The organism is Thermovenabulum sp., from assembly GCF_049723235.1.
Classification (GTDB): domain Bacteria; phylum Bacillota; class Thermosediminibacteria; order Thermosediminibacterales; family Thermosediminibacteraceae; genus Thermovenabulum.
Genome location: NZ_JBNARB010000002.1, coordinates 186,287 through 201,280, shown reverse-complemented (window position 1 = coordinate 201,280; position 14,994 = coordinate 186,287). Strand labels below are relative to the sequence as shown.

At 35.4% G+C, this 14,994-nt stretch carries 13 protein-coding genes and 1 pseudogene; 8 read left to right on the top strand and 6 right to left on the bottom strand.

Going from position 1 to position 14,994, the window contains the following annotated elements; genetic code table 11:
• Nucleotides 1-22 precede the first annotated feature (22 nt).
• Nucleotides 23-2,272: an O-antigen ligase family protein gene (locus tag ACPLOV_RS02070; protein WP_424910489.1), complete on the top strand. Its 2,250-nt coding sequence runs from the start codon at nucleotides 23-25 to the stop codon at nucleotides 2,270-2,272.
• A gap of 307 nt (nucleotides 2,273-2,579) precedes the next feature.
• On the opposite strand, the gene ACPLOV_RS02065 is transcribed toward ACPLOV_RS02070, so the two are convergent.
• On the bottom strand, nucleotides 2,580-2,867 hold the full coding sequence (locus ACPLOV_RS02065) for a hypothetical protein (RefSeq protein ID WP_424910488.1): 288 nt from the start codon (nucleotides 2,865-2,867) through the stop codon (nucleotides 2,580-2,582).
• Complete coding sequence (locus ACPLOV_RS02060; protein WP_424910487.1) at nucleotides 2,864-3,424, bottom strand: hypothetical protein; 561 nt, start codon at nucleotides 3,422-3,424, stop codon at nucleotides 2,864-2,866. Before ACPLOV_RS02060 ends, ACPLOV_RS02065 begins: the two co-directional genes overlap by 4 nt.
• A gap of 217 nt (nucleotides 3,425-3,641) precedes the next feature.
• On the opposite strand from ACPLOV_RS02060, the gene ACPLOV_RS02055 reads away from it, so the two are divergent.
• The 3 genes from ACPLOV_RS02055 to ACPLOV_RS02045 are packed head-to-tail and all read left to right on the top strand — an operon-like array spanning nucleotide 3,642 to nucleotide 4,904.
• Nucleotides 3,642-3,920: a hypothetical protein gene (locus ACPLOV_RS02055; RefSeq protein ID WP_424910486.1), complete on the top strand. Its 279-nt coding sequence runs from the start codon at nucleotides 3,642-3,644 to the stop codon at nucleotides 3,918-3,920.
• A 14-nt stretch (nucleotides 3,921-3,934) separates the two neighbouring features.
• Nucleotides 3,935-4,465, top strand: coding sequence for a toxin-antitoxin system HicB family antitoxin (locus ACPLOV_RS02050; RefSeq protein WP_424910485.1), 531 nt, complete (start codon nucleotides 3,935-3,937; stop codon nucleotides 4,463-4,465).
• A gap of 25 nt (nucleotides 4,466-4,490) precedes the next feature.
• Entirely contained in the window at nucleotides 4,491-4,904 is a 414-nt protein-coding gene (locus ACPLOV_RS02045) for a hypothetical protein (RefSeq protein WP_424910484.1), read from the top strand.
• A gap of 70 nt (nucleotides 4,905-4,974) precedes the next feature.
• Here the strand turns inward: ACPLOV_RS02045 and ACPLOV_RS02040 are convergent, their stop codons facing one another.
• Genes ACPLOV_RS02040 through ACPLOV_RS02030 form a run of 3 tightly spaced genes read right to left on the bottom strand, consistent with a single transcriptional unit; the run spans nucleotide 4,975 to nucleotide 6,607 of the window.
• Nucleotides 4,975-5,439: a DUF86 domain-containing protein gene (locus ACPLOV_RS02040; protein WP_424910483.1), complete on the bottom strand. Its 465-nt coding sequence runs from the start codon at nucleotides 5,437-5,439 to the stop codon at nucleotides 4,975-4,977.
• Complete coding sequence (locus ACPLOV_RS02035; RefSeq protein ID WP_424910482.1) at nucleotides 5,436-5,729, bottom strand: nucleotidyltransferase family protein; 294 nt, start codon at nucleotides 5,727-5,729, stop codon at nucleotides 5,436-5,438. The genes ACPLOV_RS02040 and ACPLOV_RS02035 overlap by 4 nt, the downstream gene beginning before the upstream one ends.
• Nucleotides 5,730-5,752: 23 nt before the next feature.
• The gene (locus ACPLOV_RS02030) at nucleotides 5,753-6,607 is read right to left on the bottom strand and encodes a sulfurtransferase (RefSeq protein ID WP_424910481.1); all 855 of its coding nucleotides are present in this window, start codon (nucleotides 6,605-6,607) and stop codon (nucleotides 5,753-5,755) included.
• A 146-nt stretch (nucleotides 6,608-6,753) separates the two neighbouring features.
• On the opposite strand from ACPLOV_RS02030, the pseudogene ACPLOV_RS02025 reads away from it, so the two are divergent.
• Nucleotides 6,754-6,924 (top strand): annotated as a pseudogene (locus ACPLOV_RS02025) (HTH domain-containing protein); the annotation flags it as partial.
• Nucleotides 6,925-7,197: 273 nt separating this feature from the next.
• Complete coding sequence (locus ACPLOV_RS02020; protein WP_424910480.1) at nucleotides 7,198-12,708, top strand: S-layer homology domain-containing protein; 5,511 nt, start codon at nucleotides 7,198-7,200, stop codon at nucleotides 12,706-12,708.
• 16 nt (nucleotides 12,709-12,724) lie between these two features.
• Here ACPLOV_RS02020 and ACPLOV_RS02015 read toward each other — a convergent pair whose 3' ends face one another.
• A complete protein-coding gene (locus ACPLOV_RS02015) occupies nucleotides 12,725-12,847 on the bottom strand; it encodes a hypothetical protein (RefSeq protein ID WP_424910479.1) in 123 nt (40 codons plus the stop codon).
• 264 nt (nucleotides 12,848-13,111) lie between these two features.
• Between ACPLOV_RS02015 and ACPLOV_RS02010 the strand changes: the two genes are divergently transcribed.
• Entirely contained in the window at nucleotides 13,112-13,915 is an 804-nt protein-coding gene (locus ACPLOV_RS02010) for a tyrosine-protein phosphatase (protein ID WP_424910478.1), read from the top strand.
• Nucleotides 13,912-14,970 carry an S-layer homology domain-containing protein gene (locus tag ACPLOV_RS02005; protein ID WP_424910477.1) on the top strand — a complete coding sequence of 353 codons (1,059 nt, stop codon included), beginning with the start codon at nucleotides 13,912-13,914 and terminating at the stop codon, nucleotides 14,968-14,970. The genes ACPLOV_RS02010 and ACPLOV_RS02005 overlap by 4 nt, the downstream gene beginning before the upstream one ends.
• Nucleotides 14,971-14,994 lie beyond the last annotated feature (24 nt).

Below are 14,994 nucleotides of genomic sequence, written 5' to 3'. Positions count from 1 at the left end.
TTATAAAACGGGGGTAGTTATCTTGCAAAAGCCGGATAAGAAAAATGATAAAAAAAGCGAAATGAAAAGCAAAAATAAAGCCCAGAAAAAAATCAATGATTCGGGATTTTCCTTTGAAAGGATAATTTACTTCGGACTTTTAATCCTAATATTTTACCCGCCCTATTTCAGGGGGATGTTCTTTGATAAGGAATTTTTACCTACCCATATTTTCACGGGAATACTTATTTTTCTCTGGGCAATATCGGGAGGGTTTAATTGCAGAAAAAGCGTGCTTTTTAAAGGGATTTCCGATTATGCGGCATTTGCCGTAGTAATTTCGTACCTTTTATCTATGTTTGTCTCCGTTAACCTGCGCTTTGCCGTGGGCGAATTTTTAAGGTATCTAAATTACTTTTTTGCCTACGCATTGACGGTAGACCTTTTAAAATCCGAAAAGGACGTGAAGGGATTACTCTGGACGATTTTAATTTCAGCCCTGGGGGTATCAATAATAGGTCTCGGCGCTGCTGCTGGCACCATAAACTACAACGGTGCTTTTGTGGGTGGGAGGATAAACTCCAGCCTGCAATACCCCAATACCTTAGCGGCATACCTGACCGCAGCCTTTTTCATCGGGCTCGGCGTTAAATCCGCTTCAAAAAGTTTAACGGAAAACATAATCTTTTCGGCATTAAACTATACTTACCTTATTACCTTTATTTTTACCCTTTCCCGGGCGGCGTGGCTTTTATTCCCGTTATTTTACCTCGTATTCCTCCTCGGGCTTTCTAAGGAAAACAAATCAAAGGGGATTTTGTTTTTCGCTGAATCCTTTATTGCTTCACTGATAGCCTCCATAGGACTCGGGAATGCCATCTCTTCAGGGAAGGGGGCTCAAGTTTGGCTGTGGTACTTTACCGGGCTCATAGCTTCTTTGGCACTATCATATCTTATATATTTCTTAATCGAAAAAAAGGGACTTTATATAGACTTCAAAAAAGCGGTGGCCTTTGCCGTAATTATTTTAGTTTTATTCGGACTTTCCGTATATTTCACCGGTGGGGAAATACTTCCCGATGTGGTTAAGGAAAGGATAAAACAGATTGATCCTAATCAGCTCAGTGTACAGCAAAGACTTTCGTATTACCGCGATGCAATAAAAATGATAAAACAAAGGCCAATACTCGGATATGGCGGTGGAGGCTGGAAATCCGCTTACTTTGCCTTCCAATCTTACAGGTATTTCACAACGGAAGTGCACAGCTTCCCCCTGCAGCTCACCGTTGAAACCGGAATTATCGGTCTTTTATCCTTTGCAGCAATGTTTATTACAATTGCTGCTAAAACTATAAAGGTTTTAAAAAGCGACTTCCTCTCACTGCAAGAAAAATCCTACTTATGGGCATCCTTTGCGGGGGCGGTAGCCCTCCTGGGACATAGCTCCGTAGACTTTAACCTATCCCTTGGAGCCGTGGCAATGCTCTTGTGGGTGCTTTTAGCTGTAGCAAAAAACCTCTCCCATAAGGACGAAGCGGGCATGATAAAACAGGAAGCATTTTCTCTGCAAAAGCCGGTTTTTGCAGTTATTGCGCTTTTATTAATTGTTGTTTCCTCTACCCTTTTTACGGGCTACAACTACGGACAGGCGGCAGTAAGAAGCCTTGAACAGGGTGATGGGGCAAAAGCCATAGAATACTTTGAAAAGGCAAAAAAATACGACCCCCTTACCGTTTCTTTCATCGCAGATCTTTCGCAGATATACGAGGTAATAGGGGAAAATCAAAATAATAAAACGATGCTGGAAAAATCCCTGGAATTAAAAGAAAAAGCCGCAGCTTTAGAACCCTATAATGCAAAGTACAAGTTAATGCTGGGCGCAGCTTATTTAAAGAGGGGAAAACTCGATGAAGGTATAAATATCTTGGAAGAAGCGGTCAAATTTAATCCGTTCAACATAGAGATGTGGCAGGCCCTTTCGGAAGCCTACGAAAAGGTAGCGGAAATATATATAGTGAAGGACAATAAGGATAAGGCAAAAGCGCTTTTGGAAAAATGCGCCAAGATCCCCGAAAAAATAAAAGAATTAAACAGCAAAGCCCCCAAAAACGACCCGTCGGTAGTTAAACTCACCGCAACAAAAGAGCTTGCCCTTTATACATATAAATCGGAAAAGCTCTTAAACGACATGACAAAAGAAAATGTAGTAAAATTAAAAGAAATAGACGATATTTCAAAAGTAAAGGATTATTCTTTAGACCTGGATGAAGACGGGAAAAAAGATTGGGAATAGCGTAAAAAAACTTCGGCCTTTGGCCGAAGTTTTTTATGTGCGCGCGGCATGCCCGCGACCTTGATGGTGAAAGTCCATTACGGGGGTTGATAGCACCAACCGTTAGCTGAAGGCAAGGGTGTCCACCGCGAGGTGGAATCTGAAGGAAGCCGGAAGCAAAATCCCGGTCCGACGAACAGGAACTGCATATAAGGCATATGTAAGCCGGACGAGTTTGCATATTAAATGTCAAGCGTCAATGAAAATGTCAGGTAAAGCTCGTCTGTGAATTTGTCAGGGTAGTAGTGGTATAATTACGCTGAATAGTTTACCATGTTTTACGCCATGGATGATTCGGAGTGGGCTTGCGAACGGGCGTAGTGCCCGCCTTTTTGCCCGTTCCAACAACAGGTTCATTTTCAGAGTTTTGGCCACAAGGATTGGGGACATTTAGGAACTCCAAAGGGTAAATGTATCCTTTCCAAACTACAAACATTCTTCCATCCGGGAATTTATGCACTTCTACAACAGAACGCAGCGGTATAAAAGGAGCATCTTTAGGATTAACCACTTTGTAGACTTTGCCTTCAAAATGAATCACATAACCAGGATTCAAAACACTGTATTCCTTCCAGCAGAAAATATGATCCAAGCGCAGATGAGAAGGTATGGGGCGGAAAGCGGGTATAGGGTTATAGGCTGCACTGCGAACTTGCTGTTATATTCTTTTGTGAACTCATTAAGCACAGCATTAGCCTCATCCAGAGTAGAAGCGTCGCTGCCATCGATTTGGAGGAAAAGACCCATTTGAGGCATACGTTGGCCGCTAGAAATACCTACGGCTTTGAGAATTTGAGATACGGAAGAAGGGCTTAAAGTGATACCTTCATTTTCATGAAGCAGCTTGCTGAGGAAAGTAAAATTACACCCCCTGTATTTAGTTTGAGCGAGCTGGACTACTTGCTGTCGTATATTTTCAGGTATAGAATAATCTGGTTTGCGGCTCCGGTTACCGTGGGCCATGAAAGCAGGTCCATGCTTTTTTAGTTTAGTTTTGAGCCTATATACGTTGTGCTCGCTGATTCCGAGGAGGAAAGCCGCCTGCCTATTTGTGATCATCCCTCCCAGAACTTGTTCCAAGAGATAAAGTCTATTTAATTCCGTCTGTGACAAAACAATCATCTCCCTGCTCATACTGACATTTTCTCAGATGGATTTCACCCTGACAATATCACAAACGGATAACATCTTTGATTTGAATAAAAGGGTTTACAGAAATAAAAAATAATGGTATCATATATGGTATCAATAGGCATAATATATAATAGATGGTTTTATAGGCATAATTATTTGGATGAATAAAGGGGAAAATTATGGAGGAAACATAATAATGGGTCATTATGAAAAATTATACAAAAAAATTAAGAATAATCCTAAAAATGTGAGCTTTGAAGAAATTGATACGTTGTTGACAAATGTTGGGGGTTTTAAGAGAAGGAATAAAGGAGGAAGTCATTTCATTTATAGTCATCCGGATTTAAAAGGAATAGATGATTATGTTAATATTCCTTATAACAGACCACATATAAAGAGTTGTTATATAAAAAAAGCTTTAGAAAAATTTGAATTGGCGAATCCAGATTTTGTAGAAAGGGTAGAGAACGATTAGGAGGTTGACTTTACATGAAAGAGATAGAAAATATAAATGTGCTTGATTATAAAATTGAGATTGAAAAAGTTACTGATGATGAAGGTGGTGGCTATATTGCTACTATTCCAGAGTTAGGCTGTATAGGAGATGGTAATACAATAGAAGAAGCAATTAACGATGTGATAGAGGTAGCAGAAAATTTAATAAAAATAGCTAAAGAAGATGGGAAAGAGATTCCTATTCCTCAACGATATAAAATTAAAGAAGAATATAGTGGGAAATTGACTTTAAGAATCCCTAAAACATTACACAAGATGTTATCTTTACAGGCCGAAAAAGAAGGATGTAGTATTAATCAATTAATTACCACATATATTTCTTTAGGAATAGGTAATGAATTTGGTAAAAGTCAAGTATCTATTAGTATTGATGCTTCTCCTTATATAGTTGAAAGATTAATAAAAGATCAATGGGAGAAATATAATAATATTGGTAAAAATAACAAAAGAATAGATTTGCTAGCCCTAAATGACTTCGATTCAGTAAGGGACAGAAACTTTTAATTTTTAAGGGAGAGGATGATGATTAATGAGTAAAAGCGATATTTTTCATAAAATTAAAAGAAAAAGATTTTACCTCAATAAAATTAATGCAATAAAAATAAATAAAGAACCCAGTGATAATACAATAAGTATAAATCAAGATGCATCATATTCAATTTTAGAAAAATCAAAAGACAGGCTTTCCGTAAAAGTAAATACGAAGTTTTTTGTAGAACCGGAAGCTTTATTTTCGATAGAATTAGAGTATATAATAGAATTTGAGCTTAACGAAGAGATAACGGATAAAGAAATAGAAGATAACATTAATGAAATGATAACTCCTGTAGGAGGAGTAAGTAGCTATATTGTTGCTTCAATAACTAAAGAGATGCTCGGATCGTATCTAATATTACCGCCTACATTAAAGGTAAGTAAAGTGGAAAAAGAAAAGCATATTTAATAAAAGAGGTTTTTTACCCTCGGCTGTAAAGCCGGGGGTTTTTGATGTGCGCGCGGCATGCTCACGACCTTTATGGTGAAAGTCCATTACAGGGGTTGATAGCACCAACCGTTAGCTGAAGGCAAGGGGGTCCATCGCAAGAGGTGGAATTTGAAGGAAGCCGGAGGCAATTATTCCTTATTAGCTCGTAATTCATTTTCTTTTTAATCATATCAATAAACAAAGATTTTAGCGAAGGGATATCTTTTTGCACAGTTTCCCATAACACATCTATTTTGACACCGAAATATTTATGGACTAATTTATCACGCATACCCGACATCTGTCTCCAAGGTATATCAGGGTATTTGTCTTTAAAAGATTGGGGAATGTTTTTAGCAGCTTCACCAATAATTTCTAAAGCTTTTCTAACAGCATAAATTGTTTTTAGGTCATGGGTAAAAGATGTTTTATCCATCCCTTCAACAAAATTCTGAACTGCATTTATAGCATCTTTTATATCATAAACGTAATCCCAATAATCCCTTTGCTTCATACATATGCGACCTCTTTAAGTATATTTTTGCCTATACTTGGTTTTAACTCATCCCTCAAGACAAGGTCAACCTTTTTACCGAGTAGCTCTGAAAGAAAATCTTCTAATTCAACCAAATCGAACAAACTAACGGGTTTCTCTGTTTCTATTAATATATCGACATCGCTTTTGCTATTCTGCTCTCCTCTGACGTATGAACCGAATATGCCGATTGATTTAACGCCAAAACGATTTTTTAAAAAATCCTTATTGCTTTTTATTTTCTCTATAATAATATCCAATTCGCTCATAATATAACCTCCAAGAATATTTTTTAACACTTTTCAGTAAAATTTTCTACAATCACCTCATTTTCCTCATAACTAATCCAGTCGCTGAAGCTTCCGATATATACCCTTGCTTTTATCCCAAGCTCATCGAGGGTGAAAAAGTTAAAGGTAGCATCTATTCCGGAACCGCAGTATAATATGACTTCCTTTTTACCCTTGATTTCTTTAAACCTTTCTTCAAGCTCTTTTAAGTCCTTTAATTCCCCGTTTTCCTTCAAATTTTCCTTCCAGTAGTAATTTACCGCCTTGGGAATATGGCCTTTTTTAAAATCGATGGGCTCAATTAATCCTTTATATCTATCAGGCATCCTGGAATCAACTATAGCTGCATCTTCTCTTCCAATAGCCGCCCTTACGTCATTTACATCCGCCACCAATTCCAAATGAAATTCGGTGGAAAAGTCTGATACATCCTTATGTGCATTTTCACCGCTTCCTTTTTCCAAAGTATATCCTTTATCCATCCATCTTTTTATACCGCCGTCGAGGATAAAATTTTTTTCATGACCTATGAGCCTGAGCATAAAGCAAAACCTTGCTGCGGACGCAATTTTTTGCTCATCATAAGCCACAACAATGGTATCCTTACCGATTCCTAAGCTCTTAACCCATTCTTCAAATTCCTTCAAATCCGGTAAAGGATGCCTTCCTCCGTGTTTTCCTTTGGGCCCGGATAAATACCTCTCTAAATCGACAAAAACAGCATTTTTAATATGACCATCTTCATACGCCTTTCTCCCGTATTCTCTGTCGAAAAGGTCGCTCCTAACATCAAAAATCTTTACATTCTCGTTATTTAGATTTTCGTAAAGCCAGTCAACAGAAACAAAATTTTTCATTCTAATACCTCCTCGTTTTTTACTGTAAATATTTTTAACATATAATTTTTAATATAATCTAATTTTGCCACAATCTTTTTGAATAAATTTGAACTTTTCATAATAATTTAAACGAACTAAAATTAAAATTGATGGAGTGAATTTTTATGAATGAAAGGTGTGCACAGATTCTTACAAAGATTATTTTATCAGAAAAACCGGTAAAAATTGATGAATTAGCAAAAAATTTTAATGTTAGTCCGAGGACAATACGATATGATCTTGACAAAATTGATGAATTTTTAAAAGAAAACAAATTACCAACATTGATTAGAAAGTAATCTCCTACCCGATTATTGCTAATATTTCACAAATAATAAAAGTCGAAAAAAGTCGAAAAATATAATATATTTTATTATTGACACAATTAAAAATTTAATTATAATAATATTGAAGGAATTAAGCTGATATATCACTTATATATCAAAAAAATTAAAATAAAATATTTGAATTAAAGGAGGGATTTTTTAAACATGAAAAATTTGTAAGGGGGGATGATAACAAAAAATTACACAATATTTACAAAAATTAAAAGAAAAAGGGGGGTATATATGAAAATAACGAAAAATCGATACCTTATATTGTTTTTGTTAATTACATTTTTACTTCAGATATTCTCTTATAAAAATGTTTTTGCTGATTTTATTGATACAAAAGAACATTGGGCAAAAGATTCAATAAATAAATGGAGTGGTTTGGGTATAATTCAGGGATTCAATGGATTTTTTAGACCCAATGATCCAATTACCAGGGGAGAAATGGCTGTAATAATTAATCGCATTATGAAATATCAAAATACAGCTAAAAATAATTTTGCAGATTTAAATCAAGATTTTTATACAGAATCTATTTTGAAAGCAAATGCTGCAGGAGTTATCAAAGGTGATGGAATAAAAGTAAGACCCAAGGATTATATAACTCGTCAGGAAGCTGTTGTAATGCTGGGTAGAGCATTAGGTCTTAAAGAAGAAAAGAACATACAAACAAAATTTTTAGATACATCAGACATTTCGGAATGGGCAATAGGTTATGTAAATGCTATGGTAGAAAGAAATTATATCAAAGGTTATAATGGTAAATTTTATCCTTTAAAATATATCACCAGAGCTGAAGTGATTACAATTTTAGATAATGCTATTAAAAAATTATGCAATGAACCTAAGGAATATAGTGGGAATGTTTCAGGCACGGTAATAATTAATACATCTGATGTAACAATTAGAGATATGGAAATAAAAGGAGACTTGATTATTTCAGAGGGCGTTGGCAATGGAAATGTAGTATTAAACAATACTATCGTTTTAGGTAACACTATCGTACGAGGTGGAGGAGACAAATCAATTCATATAGAAGGAAATAGTAAAATATCGAATTTATTGATTGATAAAACCGATGAAGGAGCAATAAGAATAAAAACGTCGGCAGGAGCTATAATAGATTCAACGGTTGTAGAAGATACAAAAAATAACGTGATTTTAGAAGGTAATTTTAATAATATTAATATTTCTAATGGAAAGAATATAACATTAACAAAGTGTAAGATTGAAAAATTAGAAGTTAATTCGGAAAACTCAAGCTTGGAAGTCAGTGAAGATACAGAAATATCTACATTAATTTTTAATGAAAATGCAAAAAATGCTGTTATTGTAACATTGGGTAAAATAAATAATTTTGTAATAAATTCTAAAATAAAAATTGAAAACAATGGGACTATTGCAAAAACTGAGATCAATGCTAATGGGGTAATAATCGATGGTAATAAACCCCAAGAAATTATTGTTAAAAGTAATGTATCGCAACCGCCGACAAACAGTGAAGGAAAAGCTATAATAATTTCTACTTCTGGTACAACTGGTGGAAGCGAGAGTACCTCATCCAAAATTTCATTAAATTCTATTGGGAGTATAATCGGTATACCTAAAGTGGGATCCCTACTTACAGCAGGAGCAATATCCCCATCTGGTGCTACTGTAATATATCAATGGAAAATTAGTGATAAAATTGATGGAGTCTATGTAGACATACCTGGTGCTAATAGTAATACCTATACTCCAACAGAAAGTGATGTCGGGAAATTCATAAAAGTGTCTGTCACAGGGACTGGACAATATAAAGGAACAGTAATTAGTGCTCCAACTCCTGCGATTGCTCTTAGTGCGAAAAATTTAAATGAAATTCCAAGTCCCACCTTTAACCCCGAAAAAGGGAACAAACTTCCTGTAACGGGTTATTATGAGCAATATATAACAAACAATAATCTTAATCGTACGGTAAAAATTTATATTCCTCAGAACGCTCGCATGCGTGAATATTTTGTAGTTTTAGCTCTTGAAAGCGGTACCGACATTGATTCTTTTTTAGTTAATAGTGGGTGGAAGGATATAGCAGATAAAAACAATGTATGTTTAATGATACTTGTGCCAAAAGAAAATCAGTGGGGGGATTACGAAAGCGAAAAAGCTTATTTAGATTATGTTTTAAATCAGGCCGGATCTAATCGAAATTGGTATTCAGTATTTGGAGTTCACTACTTTGTAGGTTATGGAGATGGGGGAGATATTTTACAAACCTGGGCTGCTCACAATCCATTGTTTGTAATAAGCCAGGTATATATAGATTCAAAAATCAATGCTCAGAAATTAAATGAAGCTGGTAATGAAGAATATGGTTCTGAAATAACTACTTTTGAAAATGTTCCTAAAAAAGATGTTCCTATTCCTACATGGTTAATTGGGGAACAAATAGATAATGATGTAATTTCTTATTGGAAGCAGGTAAATGATTGTGCAGAATCTGAAATAACAGATAATAATTTTTTAGGAAGCACCGTATATTTTCAGGATAAAGAAAATTCTAATGCAATAGCCACTTCATTTAGCGATGTAGTCTCCCAGGTAATGGTTCTTAAAAATGCAGTATCTTATGAAAATAAAACGATAACAAATAATATTTATGAATTCCTAAGCAAGTATACTCGTTATGATAATACTTCTGTCTATGGAAATGTTCTCGGGTATAGACCAAATTACGAAGAAATGGGAGTAGAAAGAAATTATATATATATGAAGGATGAATTTGGTCAAACATGGAAACGCGAATATTTAATATATGTACCAAAGAATTCAAAGGATTTATGGCCCAATGGTGCACCCGTAGTAATTGCTTTTGCAGGGAATACACAACCCGATCATGTATTTTTCGATTGCACGCATTGGTGGGAAGTTGCCGACAAATACGGTTTTATCGTTGTTGTCCCCTGTTCTACAGGTACGGTTGTATGTGGATGGAACAGAGGAGCCGCAAGTAAAACTCAACCCGATGATATAAAATTTGTAGAAACATTAATTGATGAAATAAATGAAAAATACAATACAGATCCAAAGAGAATTTATGCTACTGGACAATCCCTTGGATGTATGTTTATACAATTACTTGCAATGAAAATCCCAGAAAAATTTGCCGCAATTGGTGGAACTTCAGGACCGATTATGGGTCAAAATTCTATACCTTCTGATGCTTCCAATGATATTTTGCCTGTATATTTAGTATTTGGAGAATATGATTATTGGCCATGGAAGGTAGGTCAGTTAGAAGAAGGCGATTTCTTAGGAACTATGGGGGCAGCACAGGCTGGATATAGCTTATTCACACAGGAATATTGGATTAACAGAAATGTTTTAGGTTCAATCGATAATTACGAAATTACTCATCAAAATAACTTACCTCAAAATAAAGATAATTCAATTATGTATATAGTCAAGCCTAATTCGCAGATATATCCCGGTGATAGATACAAGACTTTTACCTGGTTTAATGAAAATGGAATTCCGTTATTTGTATGGACGCAAAGTGCAGGCCGAGCACACAACTGTGTGGTATCAGATTTGTGGAAACTTTGGGAAGATTGGTTTTCGAAATGGATAAGAGAAGATGAAGAAACATTGTTATATATTGAATCTGAAAACAATGTAAAGGAAGTAAAAACTAAACCAATTACTAAAGCGGAGTTTATTGCCAAAATAGCAGATTATTTTGATTGGCCGCATCCAAGTGAATACAACGATATTTGGCATCCGCCGTTGAAACAATTTAATGATGTAAAGACTACCGATAAGTATGGAAAAGAAATTGAATGTGCTTATGAAGAAAATCTTATTGCTCCGGATGAAAATGGTAATTTCAACCCGGAAAGCACTATTTCTCGCCAGGAAGCTGCCAAAATATTTGTTAAAGCATTTAAACTTCCTGAAACCGATATTGAATTAAATTTTGAGGATGTTGATGAAATAAGCGAGGATGCATTATCAAGTGTTAAAACGTTAGTAGGATTGGGATACATGAAGGGAAGAACTCAAAAATTATTTAAACCAAATGCCCCTATAATGAGAGAAGAAGTGGATGAGATATTTAACGCTATAACGAGCACCATGGTAAGTCCCGTGCAAGCATTGCCAAAAGCTTATTATACAGCTCCAAGACGCTATATAAAATTGTATTGTCCTACACCAGGTGCAACCATTTATTTCACAAAATCTGTTGCTACAGATTTGTCTTCACTTGTGGAACCACCAATGCCGGATATTAATAATCCTGATCAAATTTATACAGTTGAAGATGATGGACATATTAAAGAAGATTATCCCCAAAATGAACATACTTATGTTATGTATAAAGCAGTTGCAGTAAAAGATGGAATGGTTATGAGCCCAGTACAAACCTTTGTATGGCATTTATATCGCCCGAGGCCCGAGAATGCAAATTTTGGACACACTCTTATTTTGGAAAAGACCGAAACAAGTCCGGCAGTATATTCAATTTATAATGATTCAGAGTCGGTGCGGCCAATGGCCTGGTATATTGAAGGAAACGAAAAAGGACTATTGTTTGATGCATTGCAGACCAATGCTTCAATAAAAAATCTTAAAGAATATATAGATGCAAATATAGCCACAAAACCCTATATTTTAGTGATAGGCCATTCGCATATAGATCATGTTGCTCAAATAGCAAATTTTGTTAAAGCAGGAATAGAAGTATATTGCAATAAACGAGGCTGGAGTAGTTTAAGATCGTATTTACCCGATCCTGCCGATCAAGCTAAGGTTAAAAATATTGATGAAGGCGATGTAATTGATATGGGAGATTTCAAACTCCACGTCTATGCTTTGCCGGGCCATGCAAATGATAATATAATTCTTCAGGATAAAGAAAACGGATTAATATTTGCATCAGACATTTATGGATGCACAAGGGCAGGATCTGCGGATAATGTTAATGTGTCTGGATTAAGAGTGGATCTTTTGCTTTCATTTACGCAGCAAGTGTATTCCAATTATAAAAAGGATGGAGGGAAAATAAACTGGTTATTTACCGGGCATGATGAAACCCCATTAAAAGAAATTAATCTCAAATTATTCGAAGCAGCTTTGCAGCAAGTAATAGATAATGGAGAAGCAGCATGTAGACCTACTTTGAGAGGTGGTAATGATCCTGCTTATACCAGGACAACAATGATTGGCGATATGTGGAAGGATAAAACTAATTGGATTGCATTAAGGCTTGCAGGAAAAATGGGTGATAATACGGAATATTTATCTTCCACAACGGATATTCAAACATTACCCTATATGTCTGAAATGGCAGAATTAGGCGGAATTAATTACAATTTCGGCGGACATACAAAATATTCAGTACTTTCCAATATAGAAATTGAAGGTGGAAAACTTGTAGGAAAGACTGTTCAATGGGCAAAAACTCCTGCATCTTTTACATGGGCAGGGGAAACCATAACAGTACCACCTGAATTACCTAATAAGTTCAATCCGTGGTCTTTTGATTATACGATTGAAGTGCCTGAGGAAAAAAATACCATTACAATTATTCCAACAACAATGTCAACAAAAGTAAAATCTATAAAAATAAATGACCAAGAAGTTGGATATCGTTCAAGAAATACAATTACAGTTACTGATGGGCAAGTAATTGAAATTACAGTTGTAGCACCGGATGGAGAAACCACAAGTACGTACAGATTTATAATTAAGAAAGTGTCTAATCAATAGAATAAAAATAAAAAGTTTATAAAAAGACCTTCGGCTTTGTACCGAAGGTCTTTTTTATTCTTCTTTTTACCAATGGATATTCCTTATCCACCAACCTTTTTATACCACTATCAAAACCGGGAATCGGAAAAAAATTCATTTAACCACACCATCGTTACCCTTCGGTATCGGCCAATACCGGAGGGTAACTTTTATTGCAACCAATTTAATATATGCTCCTACAAAAATTATATACTTTTTAAAACAATTTCTATTAATTCTCTTAAACTTAATTCTTCTTCCACCAAAAATCCTCTCCCTTCAAAAACAAAAAAATAAAACACTTTTTATTTTACCATCATATTCACATTTCGACAAATTTTTGGTAAAATAAACCTTGGGGGGCCAAGAAGGAGGAAAATTGATGATAGATCTCCATTCACATATTTTATATGGTTTGGATGATGGATCACCGGATATAGAAACTTCTATAAAAATGGCGAAAATCGCCGTAGAAGAAGGAATAACCGAAATGGTGGCTACGCCCCATTTCATACCCGTAGATAAAGAGATAAATAAAGAAACTATAATAGAAAGAGTAAACCAGTTAAACGAAATTTTTTTGCAAAACGAAATAAATCTTACCCTATATCCGGGAGAAGAAGTATTTTTATCCCTCGATATCCCTCGATTATTGGATGAAGAAAAAATCCTCACCCTTTTTAACCAGAAAAAGTATATCCTTATCGAACTTCCCATGATGAGCTTACCAAAGTACACGAGCGAAATTCTATGGGCTGTTAAGCTCAGGAAAATAACCCCCATCATTGCCCATCCCGAAAGGAATAAAGAGATAGCAAAAAATATAAATAAATTAGTGGATTTTTTGAAGATAGGAGCCCTTGTTCAGGTGAATTCTCTGAGCCTCCTTGGTGTATTCGGCTCCGAAGTGAAAAAAACCGCCGAAAGGATTATTGCCCTAAACTATGCCCAGTTTATTGGTACCGATTGCCATACCCCGAGAGCGAGGTCCCCGAGAATAAAAAAGTTAGAAAAAGCCATTTCCCCGGCTCTTTTAAATACCCTGACGGTGGACAATCCCCTGAAAGTAAAGCAAAATGAAGAGATAAAAATAGAGGTAAAGGATTTAGAACAAAAGAAAATGGGTTTATTAAAAAGGTTCTCCGTATTTTTAAATAGCCTGAAGGAGGCGAGAGTTGAAGAATGAATTCTTTTTTTGTTTCTAATAAAATCAGAATAATAACAATAATTATACTATTATTTGTAATGATGTTTCAAAAAAATTTTTACAGCATGACACTAAACGACAAATTTTTCACCAAAGCTTTTGATAAAATTAACTCGTTAGACCCTGAAATAAGAGAGGAGGCATTTAGTCTATTAGAATCTTATTTTCTAAGCTCTCAATCGCTTGAAAATTTGAAAACCGATTTACCTGGGATTCTGTCCTTCGTCGTCGGGGATAATTACAAAGAAAAGCTTTCGGAGGAAGGTATTTCCTTAAACGATATTTATAATGAGATAGATAACTTAAAGCGCTGGACCAAAGAAGATAGAATGAAACTTATAGAATTTGCCAGGTCCGGAAATGCGGATGGAGTAAAGAATCTTTATGAAAAATATAATGATGTTAATTTATCATCGGGGGGATCAGGGAGCGGTTCAGTTTTGCTGCCGGGAAGTGATCAACAATTTATAAAAGTAACTTTTAAAGATATAGAAAATCACTGGGCTAAAACCTATATTGAAGAAATGGCATCAAGGGGGATATTGAAGGGAGTAGGGGATGGGCTTTTTGCACCGGAAAAAAATGTAACAAGGGCCGAATTCACCGCTATGCTGGTAAGACTTCTTGGCCTTCAGGAAAAAGAAAAATCTATGGAATTTATCGATGTAAAAAAAGGCGACTGGTATTATGATGTAATAAAAATAGCCTTCTCTAATGACCTCGTAAAAGGGAAGGGTAATGCTTTCGAGCCAAATGCATTAATAACGCGAGAAGAAATGGTAGTGCTTATAACCCGTGCGGCATCATTAAAAAATAAATCCACCTTCGTAGACTTAACCGAGGAAAACAATTTGTTATCGAGATTTAAGGATAAAAACGAAATATCTTCATGGGCAAAAACCGAAATTGCAGTGGCTTTAAAGATAAGGCTTGTTAGAGGAAAGGCTGAAAATATCTTTTCACCGAAATCAAATGCCACAAGAGCCGAGGCAGCGACCATAACATATAATCTCTACAATTATCTGAATCAATAATGTATTGAAATAAATTGATGGAGG